13 protein-coding genes are annotated in these 15,587 nt (G+C 49.9%); all 13 read right to left on the reverse strand.

What is annotated here, in order from left to right; translation table 11 throughout:
* Positions 1-10: 10 nt before the first annotated feature.
* Entirely contained in the window at positions 11-286 is a 276-nt protein-coding gene (locus L9G74_RS05745; protein WP_238895346.1) for a nitrogenase-stabilizing/protective protein NifW, read from the reverse strand.
* A complete protein-coding gene (gene nifV, locus L9G74_RS05750) occupies positions 273-1,457 on the reverse strand; it encodes a homocitrate synthase (RefSeq protein WP_238895347.1) in 1,185 nt (394 codons plus the stop codon). Before nifV ends, L9G74_RS05745 begins: the two co-directional genes overlap by 14 nt.
* Positions 1,458-1,491: 34 nt before the next feature.
* The gene (gene nifS / locus L9G74_RS05755; RefSeq protein ID WP_238895348.1) at positions 1,492-2,730 is read right to left on the reverse strand and encodes a cysteine desulfurase NifS; all 1,239 of its coding nucleotides are present in this window, start codon (positions 2,728-2,730) and stop codon (positions 1,492-1,494) included.
* Positions 2,720-3,688: a Fe-S cluster assembly protein NifU gene (nifU, locus tag L9G74_RS05760; RefSeq protein WP_238895349.1), complete on the reverse strand. Its 969-nt coding sequence runs from the start codon at positions 3,686-3,688 to the stop codon at positions 2,720-2,722. The genes nifS and nifU overlap by 11 nt, the downstream gene beginning before the upstream one ends.
* 307 nt (positions 3,689-3,995) lie before the next feature.
* Positions 3,996-5,903: an alpha/beta hydrolase family protein gene (locus L9G74_RS05765; protein ID WP_238895350.1), complete on the reverse strand. Its 1,908-nt coding sequence runs from the start codon at positions 5,901-5,903 to the stop codon at positions 3,996-3,998.
* A 138-nt stretch (positions 5,904-6,041) separates the two neighbouring features.
* Entirely contained in the window at positions 6,042-9,251 is a 3,210-nt protein-coding gene (locus L9G74_RS05770) for a TonB-dependent receptor domain-containing protein (RefSeq protein ID WP_238895351.1), read from the reverse strand.
* A 475-nt stretch (positions 9,252-9,726) separates the two neighbouring features.
* Complete coding sequence (locus L9G74_RS05775; RefSeq protein WP_238895352.1) at positions 9,727-10,344, reverse strand: Fic/DOC family protein; 618 nt, start codon at positions 10,342-10,344, stop codon at positions 9,727-9,729.
* Positions 10,331-10,492, reverse strand: coding sequence for a hypothetical protein (locus tag L9G74_RS05780; protein ID WP_238895353.1), 162 nt, complete (start codon positions 10,490-10,492; stop codon positions 10,331-10,333). The genes L9G74_RS05775 and L9G74_RS05780 overlap by 14 nt, the downstream gene beginning before the upstream one ends.
* A gap of 148 nt (positions 10,493-10,640) precedes the next feature.
* Positions 10,641-11,045, reverse strand: a complete 405-nt coding sequence (locus L9G74_RS05785) for a hypothetical protein (protein WP_238895354.1) — start codon at positions 11,043-11,045, stop codon at positions 10,641-10,643.
* Between the two features lie 450 nt (positions 11,046-11,495).
* Entirely contained in the window at positions 11,496-11,747 is a 252-nt protein-coding gene (locus tag L9G74_RS05790) for a hypothetical protein (protein WP_238895355.1), read from the reverse strand.
* A 151-nt stretch (positions 11,748-11,898) separates the two neighbouring features.
* Entirely contained in the window at positions 11,899-12,240 is a 342-nt protein-coding gene (locus L9G74_RS05795) for a hypothetical protein (RefSeq protein WP_238895356.1), read from the reverse strand.
* Between the two features lie 629 nt (positions 12,241-12,869).
* On the reverse strand, positions 12,870-14,369 hold the full coding sequence (locus L9G74_RS05800; RefSeq protein ID WP_238895357.1) for a DHA2 family efflux MFS transporter permease subunit: 1,500 nt from the start codon (positions 14,367-14,369) through the stop codon (positions 12,870-12,872).
* 9 nt (positions 14,370-14,378) lie between these two features.
* Positions 14,379-15,572: an HlyD family secretion protein gene (locus tag L9G74_RS05805; RefSeq protein WP_238895358.1), complete on the reverse strand. Its 1,194-nt coding sequence runs from the start codon at positions 15,570-15,572 to the stop codon at positions 14,379-14,381.
* Positions 15,573-15,587: the final 15 nt, after the last annotated feature.

Here is a 15,587-nt window from a genome sequence, read left to right on the forward strand (position 1 = left end):
CTCGCGCTGATTACACGTCACAACCGCTGCAAGTGCCGCAGCCCATATCGGCAAACGCCAACTCTTGGCCGAGCTTGATGCTGCCGTAGGCAATGCGCACCGCTTTGCGATAGTGCTCAATGGTCAGTGGCGGATCGTAACGCTCCAATACGCCGTGATATAACCGCAGTAACTGCACCCGTTTGGTTTGCACCACTTCGGGGTCATATTGGACGTTAAAGAAGTTGAGAAAATCTTCCGCCGTTTGCAAATTCTCTGGCAGAACATCGGTATTAGTTGCTTCCATATTCTTCTCCTACTGAGCTGACACCGAGGATCGCCACCGATTGCGCCAAAGCCCGCAGCGCAACGTCATCAGGGCTACATTTGTGAGTTTCTGACCATTGCCGCAGCGTAGTACGCAGCTGTTGGCATTGTTGGCTGTCCAGCTCAATCCCAAGGCGACGATACACAGTGCTAATGGCGTTAACACCAGAGTGTTTTCCCAGCACTAGCGTGTGCTCCCGGCCGACTAATGCTGGGGAAAAACCCTGATAATTGTTGATATCCTTTAATAAACCGTCGATATGTATGCCGGACTCATGGGTAAACACTCCGGCACCGACAATCGCTTTTTGTAGCGACACTTGCCTCCCTGAGGCTTGCAAGGCGTATTGGCAGAGGTGCGGCAGTTGTAACAAGTCAATGCCCGTCGTGCCTTTGCTAAGCACATTGAGCGCCACCGCCACCTCTTCCAACGGCGCATTGCCCGCGCGTTCGCCTAGCCCGTTGGTAGTGGTGTTAATGGAGGTGGCGCCAGCGTCGATCGCCGCGAGGGTATTGGCGGTGGCAAGGCCGAGATCGTTATGGGCGTGCATCTCAATCTCCAACCCGGTATGGGCACGGAGTTGGCTGATCATTTGCTGCGTGCGAAACGGCTCAAGAATCCCGAGCGTATCAGCAAAGCGAATGCGGCTGGCACCAGCACGTTCGGCGACTTCGGCGACGGCACACAGCAGATCCATGTCGGCGCGCGAGGCATCCTCCATGCCGACACATACGCGAAAACCAAAATCGAGCGCGTGTTTCACCAAACGGTCAGTGCGCGCTAACACTTGCTCCGGCGTGCTATTGAGCTTGCTGCGGATCTGCTGGCGCGACACCGGCGTGGAAAGATCAACCCAATCCAAGCCAAGATTGACCGCCTGACTGATATCAAACTCGGTCATGCGGCACCACGCCATAGTTTGCGTTGTCTTAGGTTTGGCTGCTTGCAGTGCCGAGGTGATCGCCAACATGGTTTGCTGCTCGGCAGCGCCCATGGCGGGAATACCAATTTCCAACTCCGGCACCCCCGCAGCTTGCAACAGCAAGGCTAACTGCACTTTTTCATCGGTAGTAAACGCCACGCCGGGGGTTTGTTCACCATCACGCAGCGTGGTGTCGTTTACTCGTACATATGGCAGCGTATGGCTCATTCGCTCACCCTCATTACCATCCATGACCAACCCATTAGGCATATGCCGGAGCAAACATCTCGGCGGAGCCAGTGTTGGTATCATTATCCCAATAAGGCGATAACATCCGCAGCCGCGCGACAATGGCGGGTAACTCGTTAAGCACGGCGTCGATATCATCGTCGGTGGTAAAACGCGACAGCGAGAACCGCAACGTGCCGTGGGCAGCGGTAAACGGAATGTTCATCGCTTTCATCACGTGCGATGGCTCCAATGAACCCGAGGTACAGGCAGAGCCAGATGAACAGGCCACGCCAACCTGATTGAGCATCAGCAATAGCGCTTCCCCTTCGATATATTCAAAGGCGATATTGGTGGTGTTGGCGACCCGCTGCTGCGGATTGCCAGTGACAAAACAGCTAGGAATACGTGCCAGCAAGCCTTGTTCGAGGCGGTCACGCAGCATAGATTGACGGGCGTTTTCACCGGCCATCACGTGATAAGCGATCTCCGCCGCCATGCCTAAGCCAATGATCGAGGCGGCGTTTTCTGTGCCAGCACGGCGACCACGCTCTTGGTGACCACCGCGTAGCAGTGGCCGGAAACGGGTGCCACGGCGCAGATACAAGGCACCGATGCCTTTAGGGGCGTGAAACTTGTGACCGGAAATCGACATCATGTCGATATCAGTATGCTGCACATTAATCGGATATTTACCCGCTACTTGCACCGCATCGACATGCATTTGCGCGCCAACAGATTTGGCCAGTTTGGCGAGCATCTCGACTGGGAACAGCGTGCCAGTTTCATTGTTGGCCCACATGATCGACACCACCGCAACTTGCTCGCTCAGCGCTTGGCGGAAGGCATCAATATCGAGACGACCTTTGTTGTCCACCCCAATCCAATGCACCTTGTAACCTTTACGCTCGAGGTGCTGACACAGTTGCAGTGTGGCCGGATGTTCCACTACAGAGGTGATGATCTCTTTGCGCTCTGGCATCGCTTCAACGGCGGACATAATCGCGGTAGCGGTGGCTTCAGTGGCGCAGGAGGTAAACACCACTTCGGTGGCATGTTCGGCGCCCAATAACATCTGCACCTGTTCCCGCGCCTTGGCCATGGCATGACCAACGGTGGCGCCCAGCTGGTGGATAGACGATGGATTGCCATAATAATCACTCAAAAATGGCAACATGGTTTCCAGCACTTTGGGATCAATGCGGGTGGTGGCGTTATTGTCCAAATAAACAGTTTTTGGCAACGCCTCGGTGTTAACGGCTTCATAGATCATAAGTGGCCTCCTTTTTCTCGGCATCTTCGCTGCTTGGTTGCAGCGGGAATACCGTCACAGTTTCCCCGAGTGCATCAGAAATTTTGATTTCCAAATTCGCTAACGTCAGGCCAGACAAACCACAGCCAGAGCAGTTGCCCGACATGCTGACAAACACCAAATGGTCTTCCACATCCACCAGCTGAATATCGCCGCCATCAGCTTGTACCGCGGGGCGCACTTCATCGATCACTTGTTCGATCAACGCTAGCCGTTTGGCGTGTTCAGGATCGCTGGTTTCACTCACCACTGCCATTTTCGGTTTGGCAGTCGCGGCAATGGGTTGCGGTACGGCGGCAACTTTCTGATTAGCACGCGCAACCGCGGCAACATCAATGCCTGCTTCGGCCGTTTCGGCTAAGGCTTCGTCCAGCACCCACTCAATTTTTTCATGGCAAGAAGTACAGGCACCGCCCGCTTTGGTGTAGTTAACCACCTCTTCAATGCTTTGCAGGCCGTTGGCTTTGACGACGCGTTTGATCATCAAGTCATCAATAGCGAAGCATTTACAGATCAGCTCGCCCTCTTCGTGGTCGTCTTCCATGACTTCACCGCGATAGTTCGCCACAGCGGCGTGCAGCGCTTCCATGCCCATCACTGAGCAGTGCATTTTTTCGGGAGGCAGACCATCGAGGAAATCGGCAATCTCTTGGTTGGTGACCTTTAATGCATCATCTAAGGTTTTGCCGATAATGATTTCAGTTAACGCGGAAGATGAGGCAATCGCGCTACCGCAGCCAAAGGTTTGAAACCCTGCATCTTCGATGATTTCGGTGTCAGGGTTGACTTTGAGGCTCAGACTGAGCGCATCGCCACAACTGATTGAGCCGACATCGCCACGCGCGTTGGCGTCACTCACCAATTTTGCGTTCTTCGGATTGAAGAAATGCTGCTTCACTTTTTCTGAATAGTCCCACATATACTCACTCCCTAACCTGGGTAACGTGCTAGCTACTGCTTGCTCACAAGCTGCACCGATTTCTCATTGGTTTAGGGGTTAGTGCAAATGGCACACCAGCCAAGTTTATTTTTTATGCAGGGACTAACTGATTGAATAAATGCGACATTCATCAAACTTTTTTGGCGTATGCCAATGAGGTCAATGTTGAAGTTTTGTGCAATGTCATCATTTTGTTGTAAAGCCAACAATTTTGTCGGGGATGCGCTTGTCGCATACTCGACAAGCGTGCTGACAACGGTTGATAGCGAAAACTTGCTCGCACCGTCTAAGACTTAAAACCGCATTTATTATCTAACCAACTCAGTATGCCGTTATACAGTTCCACTTTGTGATCGTAGAACAAGGTATCGGAGAAGTGGTCAGCATCTTTTAGCTCAATATATTGATAGTCTTTATGGAAATCTTTGAGCTTTTTGACAAATGCCCGACTGTGCTCAATCGGCACCCGGCTATCAATGTCACCATGCACGACCATAATCGGCACATTGACGTGCTGCACCTGTTCAATAGGTGAAACACCTTTGATGGTGGGTTCTTGTAAGAGACTCAAATAACGACTGTCATTGAGAGTGGCATTGATACGGCTCAGGTCGCTCACCCCTGCGCCAGCAATGGTGCACTGGTATATGTTCGGCGTTCGCATCGACGCAGCAAATGCGGCATAACCACCGTAACTCCAACCAAACATGGCTAATTTATTGCGATCAGCCAAACCTTTTTCGACCAGAAACTCGGCGGCATCATCGAGGTCATCTTGCATCTTTAAGCCCCAGTTTTTATCGCCAGCTTTCCAAAAGTCTAAACCGTAACCAGTGGAGCCACGGAAGTTAGCTTGCACCACTAAAAAGCCATGATGTGCTAGCAACTGCGACCACTCGTCAAACACCACCACATCCCGTGCCCACGGCCCGCCGTGCGGCAGAACGACCGTTGGATAAGGCGCTTTGCCAGTGCTAGGCACCGTGACATAAGCTCTGATCTTTTTACCGTCGCGTGCTTCGTAGGCGATATATTTCACCGACGACAGCATCTCTTCTGTGAGCAGTGGCCGAGTCGGGCCGATTTTTTGCAGTTGGCCACCTCGGTTAAGCAGATAATATTCGCCGGGATTTTTGTCTGCAGACACACTCACTACCAATACATCATTGTTAACGCTGCGGCTGCTAATACGCACATATTGCCGCGGGAACAACTGATATAACTGTTGGTTTAGTGCTGCCTCTTGCTTATCAATAAAGTAACTGACCGGCTGCTTTTCGGTGTAGCTAAAACTGATCAATTCGTGCTGCTTATTGAATTGCACCGCATCAATATCAACGTTTTCCAGCCCATATAAGCGATCGGAATACACGCCTTTATCAATATCGTATTGATACAAGCCAACAGTATCTTCGCCGTAGTTCATCAGCACATACAGCTGGTTGAGATTACTTTTATTGAAGCCCACCACACTGTAGTTTTCTCGGCTGGTGGCGGTAACCTCTTTTAACAATAACCACTCATCGCTGGCCGATTTTCTGACATAGATATCAATGGTGTTATTGGCGAGATTCCAACCCTGTCCAACGCGCACTTGACCAGTATGGTCAGTCATAAAGCCGCCGTTAATCTTGTCGGAACCGCGCAGTACAATAGCGCTGCTGCCGGTATCAACGTTCAGCGTTATTACGTCAGGGATGTAGTTATCGTTGGCGTCGCCATAAACCAAAACATGCTGAGGGTCATCGGCTAGCACATCCAAAAGTTGAAAGCCCGCTCGAGTATTTTTGCTAAATGGCACTAACCAATCACTTTTGCCATCAATGCTGGTGATGGCTAGTTTGCTTACCCAAAATCGGTGGGCGCGATCTTCGAGGATCTGCCGAAAGTTTACCGCAATGCGCTGGTCATTCAGCCAAGTGACACTGGAGACCAACATCTTGTTCGCACCTAAGGTGACAGGTGCTTGCTTGAGGTTGTTAGCATCATAAATTTCAATGACATAATCGCCATTTTTCGAGGTAGAACGAATCACGGCAAGGTGCTTGCCATCAGGGGAAACATTCACTGTACGGATGAACGGCAGCGTCGCAAAACGCTCAACTTCATCCACATTATCAGTAGCCACATTGGCGCCCGCAGATACCGCAAATGCCAGCGCGAATAACATCAGAAATTTCAAATAACCGCTCATTTTAATCTTCCTTAAGAGGATGCGAGAGCATTAGCTCACATTATTCGCACCGTCCTTACTAAAAATGGCCCTTTGCAGGGCCATTGATAGGTATTACTAGGGGTTAGAACTTAGCGTTCAAGTTCAGGAACTAGTGGGTTAGAACTTAGCATTCAAGTTCAGGAACACCGTCCTAGGTGAGGCATAACCCACACCCAAAGGAATGTTGGTGTTAGACAACGTACCATCTGGGTCAACTTTTGGTGGCTTGTCGTTGAATACATTGCGCACGCCTAAGTTGATGGTGTAGTTGTTCCACTCGTAGCCCATCGACAGGTTGTGCGTCCAGTAATCATCGGTGTATGCCACAGGGCGACAACGCAACGGGCTGCCATCGTCGTTATACAAACCGGTACAACCAATGGTGTTTTCCAAAAACTCACCACGATCATCCTCTTCACCTTTGCCGATATACACGGTCTGCCAGTTCATGAAGAAGTCACTATAACGCAAGGTCAACAGGGCTTTACCGCGCCATTCTGGATAGTCTGGCTCGCCAACGTTGTCATCCACTGTGCCCAGCACGTCGTAGACTGACTCAGTCATCTTGGTGGCGGTCACATCCAAGCCGATCTGCAGGTTGTTATCAAACAGCACTACGTCTTTTTTGTAGTACAGGTTGAAATCGTAACCCTTAGAGGTAATCAAACCGATGTTGATAAAGCTTGAGTCGATGAAGTCGAAGGTACCGTCTTCACCACGGCTCAAACGGTCACAGAACGCCGCGTTACCGTCAGCTGAGTAGCATTGGCCAATGCTGTAGCTCGCGCTTGGCTCGGCAATACTGTTGGTCACTTCGATATCAAAGCGGGTGGCAGACAAGGTCAGCTCAAACGCATCAGTAAATGGCTGTTCAAAGATAAAGCCATAGGTTTTAGCGACTGAAGTTTCTGGGTCTAACTCTTCACTACCACCGCTAGTCACTTCAGTGCTGTAAGAGTTGCTGAATGACGTTTCACCGTTTTGGCCTAAGCCCAATGAGGTTGGGTCAACACCAGAAGCGACACAGCGTTGCAGGACTGCGGCATCACGCTCGTCTAAGCTTGGATCATAGGTGGCTGGCACGTTTGAATTCAGTGGATCAGAGACGCGCGCATCGGCAGGCACCACACATGGGTCCATCAACGTGCTGAAACCTGTTTGGCCATTGAGGAAATGCTCACGCAGGTTAGGCGCACGATACGAAGTCCCTTTGGTACCACGAATAGTAAACCAATCCACCGGGCGGTACACACCTTTCAAACTGTAAGTTTTAGCGGTGTTGTAATAGGTCTCTTTCGACATACGACCAGAAGCGGTAAAGGTCAGCTCTTCCGCGCCCGGTTGGCCTTTCAGTAATGGAAATTCCATTTCAGAGAAAGCTTCGCGCAGAATACGTGAACCGTCAGCGCCGGCATCAGCAAACCAGCCCCACAACAAGCCTTGCGAGGCGACGTCGTTGGCATTGGTTTCAATCTCATCACGACGCCATTCCACCCCGAAAACGGAGGATACGGCTTCGTTGTTCCAAGGCAGGTGGAACAGATCACCGCCCACGTAGCCGTTGACGATCGCCTGATTTACCTTGGTTTCCATCTTACGTTCTACCATTAGGTAGTCGTATTCAGCATCGGTCAGCGTACCACCACCGGCTTGGTAGATGTTGCTAGCAAACAGGTTCACTGGCACACAGCCGTCGGTGCCGTCACCGCAGGTGATTGAGCCGTCATCATTGACGACTGTGGTATAGAGAGAGTTCAGCAGACGTTCTTCGCTGATCCCCATCATGTTGTTAGTACCTTTGGAGGCACTGTAAGAAACATAGGTATCGTAGTACCAGTTTTGCAGACCGATATTTTCCAGCGCATGCAAGTCACCGGTCACGCCTACCACACCGCGATACTGGCTTAACTCAATGTCAGAGCGATCACGGTCACCACGAATGTTGATGATAGGACGAGCCCACACTGGGCCCCAATCAGTGCCCGCAGCGGCCATACAGTTAACCCCGTAGACGCCACATGGGTTAAACGGGTTGCTATCTGGTACCCATTCAAAGATCTGCGCGCCTGGGTCAAAGGTTGGCGATTTACGCTTAGCGTATAAACCTTCGTAATAAACCGTGGTGTTATTGGCGTCTTGGAAGTTATATTCCCCATTCAACATGAAGGAATAGCGCTTGTTGCGCGAGCGATAATCACCAGATTTGTAGTAATCAGAGTTCTGGAAGGCGTAGAACGGATCTTGTAGATCAACGTCGGTGTAACCATCACCGTTACCATCAACAATCACCGCATCAGGAATGCCATCGCCGTTGGAGTCAGCCATTACCCATGTTGGCATGTAGCCAGCGTAAGCATTAGGTAAGTTGCTCTCAGAGAAGCCCGGCACATCCACGTTGGTATAACCCGGTGTGGCATAAAGGCTACCGAAGAAGTTATCAAACTGAACACGGTTGGTCAGCGGGAAAATGTCACAGGTATCAACATCGCCACGAGCGGTCGGGCCGTAGCCGCTAGCACGAGTGATACGACGACCATCTTCGGTTTCCCAAATGCGCTCTTCACAGCCTTTAGTAAAGTCATAACCGCCGCGAGAGATCGCTTTTTGATCGTTGTATTCCGCACCAATGGTAACGAAACCATTATCGAAGGTAGAGCCCCACATAGCAGATAGCACAGTTTCTTCGCCGCCATCACCTTTCGGTTGTGAACGAGAAGCCGTGATATCAAAGCCTTGCACGTCTTTTTTCAGAATAACGTTGGCCACACCAGCCACCGCATCCGAACCATAAACGGTAGACGCGCCGTCAAACAGGTTTTCGATCCGCTGGATCATCACCCCAGGGATCATATTCAGATCTGGCGATGTTGGCGCACCACCAATACCCGCTGGTGCCATACGGCGACCATTGAGCATCACCAAGGTACGCTCCGCTCCCAAACCACGGAAACCAATGGTTGCAGCGCCAGGGCCGTTATCGGTGACGTAACCACCGAAGGTATTATCAATTTGCACACCAGCAATCTGGGTTGAGCTTTGCAGCATAGATGCCGCGTCAAACATCCCCAGATCGCGTGAGATGTCACCATCGATCACTTGTACTGGCGATGCTTCGGAAAACTCCGCTTTACGGATACGGCTACCAGTAACGACTACTTTTTCAATTGGCTCTTCTTCTAGCATTGGTGTTGCCGCATCAGCTGTTGCAGCCATTGCTGTTCTTTCGACTGCCGCGTCGTTCTCCGCCGCATAGACAGAAAAGCCACCAACACAGCCGAGCAGCAACGAGTAGCGGACTGCGGTTGAGAGCATGCTTGTCCTAAACATATCGTTCACCTTCCCACAAGTTATAGGTTTCACTTTTATTTTTTGTGTTTCGCCAGCATGAGCATTAGGAGAAAACGTGCTCAAACTAGCATTGTGAACGTCGTATTTTTAACAAAAACACACCAATTGATAACAAATGATACATTTGTTAAATATCGAAATAGCCAAACGAATACCCGAAAAACAGAAAAGATTAACTAATTGATATTTAACAAAATACATATTTCACCAAGCTAGAAACCTATTACTATCTTGCTGTATTCACACATAAATCCAGTTTACCCAACAACGAAAAGGCAAATAGTTTAGTGAACTTTGTTAAATATTTGATAATGAAGAGCTATAAACAAAGAGATGGGAGGATCTAGTGAAGGTGCGAACAAGGGAAAACACTCCTTCCTGTTCGCTGGATGTGGGATTGATAAGCAATGCTAAGCTGTTACCTAGTGGATACCACTGAACGAGTACAGTGCAGTTAATCTACCAACGGCGTGACGCTTTGCTCGAAGATCTCAATCAGGGGGCCAAGGTCGAGATGGACACCAGCAATATTGGCGTCCACCCACTGCGCTTTGGTGATATGAGGCCAGTGCACCTCAAAGCCTAAACAGAACAGCATCTCTTCAAAAAAGAATCGCTGTGCACGGCCGTTGCCCTCGCGGAATGGGTGCAACAAGTTGATCTCACAATAGAGATCGGCAATCGCTTCAATCAAGGTGCTGGAATAACTCAATAAAGCTAATGATGGGATTTGGGCAAACAGTTTGTCAGCCTCTGGCGCAATGCGGTCGCAATGGCAAAAACGGGTAGTACCTTTGGCAATATCGACATCGCGGATTTTGCCAGCCCAAGCGTACACATCGTGAAAGAGGTAATAGTGTAATTCACACAGGTGATGAAAGGTAAAATCTTCAATGGTAAGTATTGGGGCATTGTAAGTGCGGTAACGTTCAGCGGAGAATGCCGCTTCGGCAGCAGCCAACTCATCGGCGCGATGAATATGCAGCAGGTTGATTAATACGCCTGAGTTGGGATAACAGTATTTGTCTTGGGCGACGCCATACTTGTCTTGTGCCACATCATGTCTTTGCATATTTCCGCTTTAGCTCCTCAATGGTGAGGTTTTCATCGGCTTTGTTTAGGGCTAGTCCTTCGTACATCAAACTGGTTTTATAATTCTCCATGTTCGGCGTAAATTTGGTCTTGCTTTGAGGGGATTTCGCCGTAGCGCTTGCTGTCATATAGCCTCCTAAATTGCTGCTAAATTATACGTCAAATGGCGCTATTTGTCATGGCACTGGCCGCGGCACAACGCCTTAGCAGTGGCGATTGGCCAATAAAAAAGGCAACCCGCTGGTTGCCTTCTTAGCCTACTCATTAGCTCAAAAATTATGAGCCGCGCAGTTCATCTAAACTGTATTGCTTGGTCACATCACCTTGCTCAGTCGCTTCGGTCACAGTTAACTGATCGCGGTTACCACTAACGGTGATGATGCCCGTTTTCTCATTTTGCCATTCCCCTTTGTTGGGGCCCCAAACCACATGATTATCATCAACACGGCAACGATAGAAATCGGTTTTCCAATCCTCTTTGTTGGTGTATTTCAAATAAATAAGACGACCATTACGGTCCACCACAGTAATGTCGTTAACATTTTTTTCCAGTGCAGTTGCCATGCTGCCCTTACAGATATCCGCTGCGTTAAATTGACTTTGTACTTGGTTACCACAACCTGTGAGTGTTAGCGCCAAAAAAACCGGTGAAACTGCGGCCAGAACTTTACCTACTGTCATATATCCTCCAAATGCCAACCCCAATTGGCGTAAGAACATAAGAAATGTTGCCCATCGTCTGAGTCAGCTTGTGTCCCCACGACACAAACCTTGTGGCTACATGGCATTTGGTGCGTCCTTGATTCGGTAATTCCTGTCAATCTCAACCCGTTTAAACGGCGAAAACCGATAAAAATGCCATACTGCATCAATCACTTAATGCTTACATCTATTGCCACCTCAAGTGTGGTCGCAGTAGACGCCTTTTTCCATGTTGATTCCGCGATATTGGTCACTTATAGACCATTGGCTAATAGGCGCACTAAAGGGTTTATTGCGTGGTTGTGAGGTGAGTAACGAATATAAGTATTTTGTGAACTACACAATCGCTGATGAGGGTAAATGACTAAAAAATTCAATCAGTTGATGTTGGCAACCGTACGAAGAAACAACGACTTTTAAGCGGCAGTATTACTTCATGCGGACTTTGCCGCCAATGATTTTATAGGCAGGCGCACCACGGATCAGCGTTTCGCGGGCAAATGCTTGACCACAACCGGGACAATGGCAGGCTTGCTCGGTGTAATTCTCGGCAATCCGTTCGATAAAACATTTTACCAACGCGCCTTTACCACCTTTATGGTACTTAAAAATGGCGGCGTTACATTTGGCGCAGCTGATATCAACGGTGCGGGTGGGGAGTTTTTTGTTGGGTTGTGCCATAGTCACATTCGCGCAGTCAAACCGGTTTGGCACCGCTTCACGTTAAATTGCCTCAAGATTCATAAAAAAACAGCTGACCGAAGCCAACTGTCCACTCGATGATGTTACTCAATACTTGTTGGTTAGTGATAGACCGCTGGGCGGAAAGTCCTTAATCGGCGGTTTTGATAAGCAACACATCATCTACCATCATGTGCCATTCGCCATCTTGTTGAAATGGCGCTTGATTGACCACAAAAGTGGTGCTCATCGGGCCAATGCCCACTTCAAAGCCCTCATCGGTAAACTCCTTCAATGGGCCATCTACCGAAACATTGCCGCCGTTTTTCAGACGTTGATAACTGACGCTACCGTCTTCAGTGATGAGTAAATACATGCTTTTATTCTGCCACTCACCGACATAAGCAGCTTTCTCTGGCGGCACAGGTTGCCCACAGGCAGTAAGAAATAACGCAAACAGCAAGGCGATACAAATCGCAGTAAAGTGTCTCATTGGATTCCCTTTTAATGATTACACCAAGCGCAAATAACTCCTTGTGTTATTTCTGGCTTATTAACGGCGTACCAAATTAAGCGCGTCACTGAATCACAAATCAATAGCCAACGTCAAACCGCAACCGCCAAATGTTAACGAGGATGGTTACCTCGAAAAAGGGATGTAAATAGTATGAGGGGCAACGCAGCGCACTTAATTAAAACACGCGACTTAAGCCCATCACCGGATCGAGCAACAGCTATTCTCTCAACCAATTGGACTTGGGTGCGTTAACCTGCTGTTGTTGCAGTTGCCACAGCACCTTGGTTATCGCGCCCATCACGGTATTGGAGCGGCGGATAAAATCGCCTCGGCGTCAGCAGCGGCGATCTCATCTTCACGCCAGATGTTAGCATGTGCACCCGCATCATAGCGGATAAAACATTTACCCGCGCGGCGCACAATCCACACCTAGTGCGGTGCTAAGTAAATAATATAAGTGTCCATATTGCCACTGATACTCCATGTAGTGACGATAAATATCGCCAAAATCTATCGCGTTGCGCCGTCCATGGCGAGCAGCGCAATCAGGAATGACGGCAAGAAAAAACCACTGACAATGCAGTGGTTTTAAGTCGTGCTGGCTATCAAGCGCGCGCGGCGGCCATATTCTTAGTCAAGAAAATCAGTGGCACCAACAGCACAAACATGCCCATCAACAAAGTGAATAGGTCGATGGTCGACATCATGAATGACTGCGAGGTAATAGTACCGTTGATACGCTCAAGGAACGATAATCCGCCCTGCTGAATATCACCAGCAACCAACGGGTTATAGCTGGAGATATGTTCCGCCAGTACCGAGTGATGCAAGCTGGCATCATGCGACCAATACCAAGTGGTTAACGATGAGGCGAAGCTGGCGCCAATGGTACGGATAAAGGTCGATAGCGACGCAGCGTCCGCAATTTCTGGCCCTGACAAATCCGATAGCAAAATGGTGGTTATCGGCATAAAAAACAGCGAAATACCGATGCCCATAAACAACTGCACCATGGCAATCGAACCGAAATCCACCTCGGAGTTGAATTGGGCGCGCGCATAACAACTCAGCCCCATCACCAGAAACGAACCAGCGGCTAACATGCGCATATCCATCTTATGACCAAAGCGCCCCAATACTGGTGTCAAAAACAGCGGAAGCACGCCCATAGGTGCACACGCTAACCCCGCCCACAGTGCGGTATAGCCCATTTGGCTTTGCAGCCACTGCGGCAAAATCAGGTTGATACTGAAGAATCCAGCATAACCTAACGTCAGCAAAATAGTGCCGATGCAGAAGTTGCGGTTCTTAAACAGTCTCAGGTTGATAATGGGGTTATCGTCAGTCAGTTCCCAAATCACCATAAAGGTCAGCATGATAACGGCGAAGATTGACCCCGCCACAATCCACGAGTTGGCAAACCAGTCTAAGTCGTTGCCTTTATCGAGCACCACTTGCAGCACGCCGACACCCAGCGCCATGGTTGCCAGCCCCATCACGTCCAGTTTCACTTTCTCTGGTTTGTGAGGCCGTTCTTTGAGCTGCTTTAGCACCACCATCACGGTAAATGCACCGATTGGCAGATTGATAAAGAAGATCCACGGCCAGCTGTAGTCGTAGGTTAGCCAACCACCGAGGATCGGCCCTAAAATCGGCCCAACCACTGCCACCATGCTAACCAGCGCCAACGCCATGTGCCGTTTCTCTTTGGGAAAAATCGACATCAACAACACTTGGCTCATCGGGAACAGTGGCGCCGCGACCAAGCCTTGCAAGGCACGGAATAGCACCAGCTCACCCATCGATTGCGATACACCACAGAGGAAGGACATCAAACTAAAAAGCACTAACGCGCCCACGTACAGATGCACTTCACCTACGCGGCGACTCAACCACGCAGTGATCGGTAAGCCAATGGCATTACACACTGTAAACGAGGTAATGACCCAAGTGCCTTGGCTAAGGCTAACGCCCATGTTACCGGCAATGGTCGGCAGCGACACGTTAGCAATGGTCGAGTCGAGTACCTGCATAAATACGCCGAGCGAAATGGCAAAGACGCACAATGCCATGTTCGCTGGTCGAAATTGTTGCTGTTCACTCATTGCCGAACCTTATGATTTTTTGGCTATGTAGCCGTTATCGCTGGCATCGTTAGCGGCAATAATATGCGCCACCAGCGAATCCACTCCGGCCAATGTCTGGCTGTAAACATTGGTGCTGTACAAGGCTTTGGTCTCACTGTGTTGTGGCAACAAGGCACCCGATTGATCTTCAGTATTCACTTCAGCCACCATCGACAACCCGATACGCAGCGGGTGAGCGCTCAGTTCATCGTCATGCAATTTGATGCGTACTGGCAAACGTTGCACCACCTTAATCCAGTTGCCGGTCGCGTTTTGCGCAGGCAACACGGAGAACGCGCTGCCAGTACCGATACCGAGGCTTTCTACTTCACCGTGAAACACCACGTCATCGCCGTACAAATCAGAAATCAGCGCCACTTTTTGGCCGATACGCATATTTTGCAGCTGGGTTTCTTTGAAGTTGGCATCCACCCACACTTGATGCAGCGGTACCACGGCCATCAAGTCTGAGTTTTGCGAAATACGTTGTCCCACCTGCACATTGCGCTTCGCCACATAGCCAGACACCGGCGCCATCAGCACGGTACGTTGCTGCGCCAGATAGGTTTGTTTCACTTGCGCAATGGCCGCTTTCACCATTGGGTGAGTGGCCACCGTGGTGTTATGTACCGCCGCTTCGCGCGCTTGCAGTTGCTGCTTGGCGGCTACCAAATCTTGGTTGGCAGAGTTCATCACGTCGCGGGCGTGGCTGAGTTCTTCGCGTGACAAACCGCCCGCTTCCACCATGTTTTTACGGCGTTCATAGTCGCTTTTGGCCTGCGCTAAGGCGATGCTACGGGTTTGTACCACGGCTTTGGCTTGTTCAAGGTCGTTAAACAATGCGCGCACTTGGCGCACCGTTTGTGCCAAATTGGCTTCGGCACTTTCAAAGGCAATTTTGGTGTCGGCATCATCAAGGTATACCAGCGGCTGACCTTGTTTAACATAGTCGCCATCGTCCACATCAATGCGGGTGACGGTGCCAGTGATCTCTGGCGTAATTTGCACTAAATTGCCGCTGACATAAGCATCTTCGGTGCTCTCTTCGCCAACCACATAGTTGAAGTAATAGTAGCTAGAACAGGCCGCAGCGGCGATCAGCACGCCAGCAAAGATGGTGAGGCCTTTTTTGCGTTTGCTTTTATTGTCAGCAGACGCGTTGTCACTAGGATGTTGTTGCATATCTCTTAAACCTCA

Source organism: Shewanella electrica, from assembly GCF_022321485.1.
GTDB classification, from domain to species: domain Bacteria; phylum Pseudomonadota; class Gammaproteobacteria; order Enterobacterales; family Shewanellaceae; genus Shewanella; species Shewanella electrica.

Coding starts and splice junctions, on each gene's coding strand:
- L9G74_RS05790 (WP_238895355.1), bottom strand. CDS start 11,747: ATGGCACAACCCAACAAAAAACTCCCCACCCGCACCGTTGATATCAGC.
- L9G74_RS05775 (WP_238895352.1), bottom strand. CDS start 10,344: ATGCAAAGACATGATGTGGCACAAGACAAGTATGGCGTCGCCCAAGAC.
- nifV (WP_238895347.1), bottom strand. CDS start 1,457: ATGAGCCATACGCTGCCATATGTACGAGTAAACGACACCACGCTGCGT.
- nifS (WP_238895348.1), bottom strand. CDS start 2,730: ATGATCTATGAAGCCGTTAACACCGAGGCGTTGCCAAAAACTGTTTAT.
- L9G74_RS05800 (WP_238895357.1), bottom strand. CDS start 14,369: ATGAGTGAACAGCAACAATTTCGACCAGCGAACATGGCATTGTGCGTC.
- L9G74_RS05780 (WP_238895353.1), bottom strand. CDS start 10,492: ATGACAGCAAGCGCTACGGCGAAATCCCCTCAAAGCAAGACCAAATTT.
- L9G74_RS05765 (WP_238895350.1), bottom strand. CDS start 5,903: ATGAGCGGTTATTTGAAATTTCTGATGTTATTCGCGCTGGCATTTGCG.
- L9G74_RS05785 (WP_238895354.1), bottom strand. CDS start 11,045: ATGACAGTAGGTAAAGTTCTGGCCGCAGTTTCACCGGTTTTTTTGGCG.
- L9G74_RS05795 (WP_238895356.1), bottom strand. CDS start 12,240: ATGAGACACTTTACTGCGATTTGTATCGCCTTGCTGTTTGCGTTATTT.
- nifU (WP_238895349.1), bottom strand. CDS start 3,688: ATGTGGGACTATTCAGAAAAAGTGAAGCAGCATTTCTTCAATCCGAAG.
- L9G74_RS05805 (WP_238895358.1), bottom strand. CDS start 15,572: ATGCAACAACATCCTAGTGACAACGCGTCTGCTGACAATAAAAGCAAA.
- L9G74_RS05745 (WP_238895346.1), bottom strand. CDS start 286: ATGGAAGCAACTAATACCGATGTTCTGCCAGAGAATTTGCAAACGGCG.
- L9G74_RS05770 (WP_238895351.1), bottom strand. CDS start 9,251: ATGTTTAGGACAAGCATGCTCTCAACCGCAGTCCGCTACTCGTTGCTG.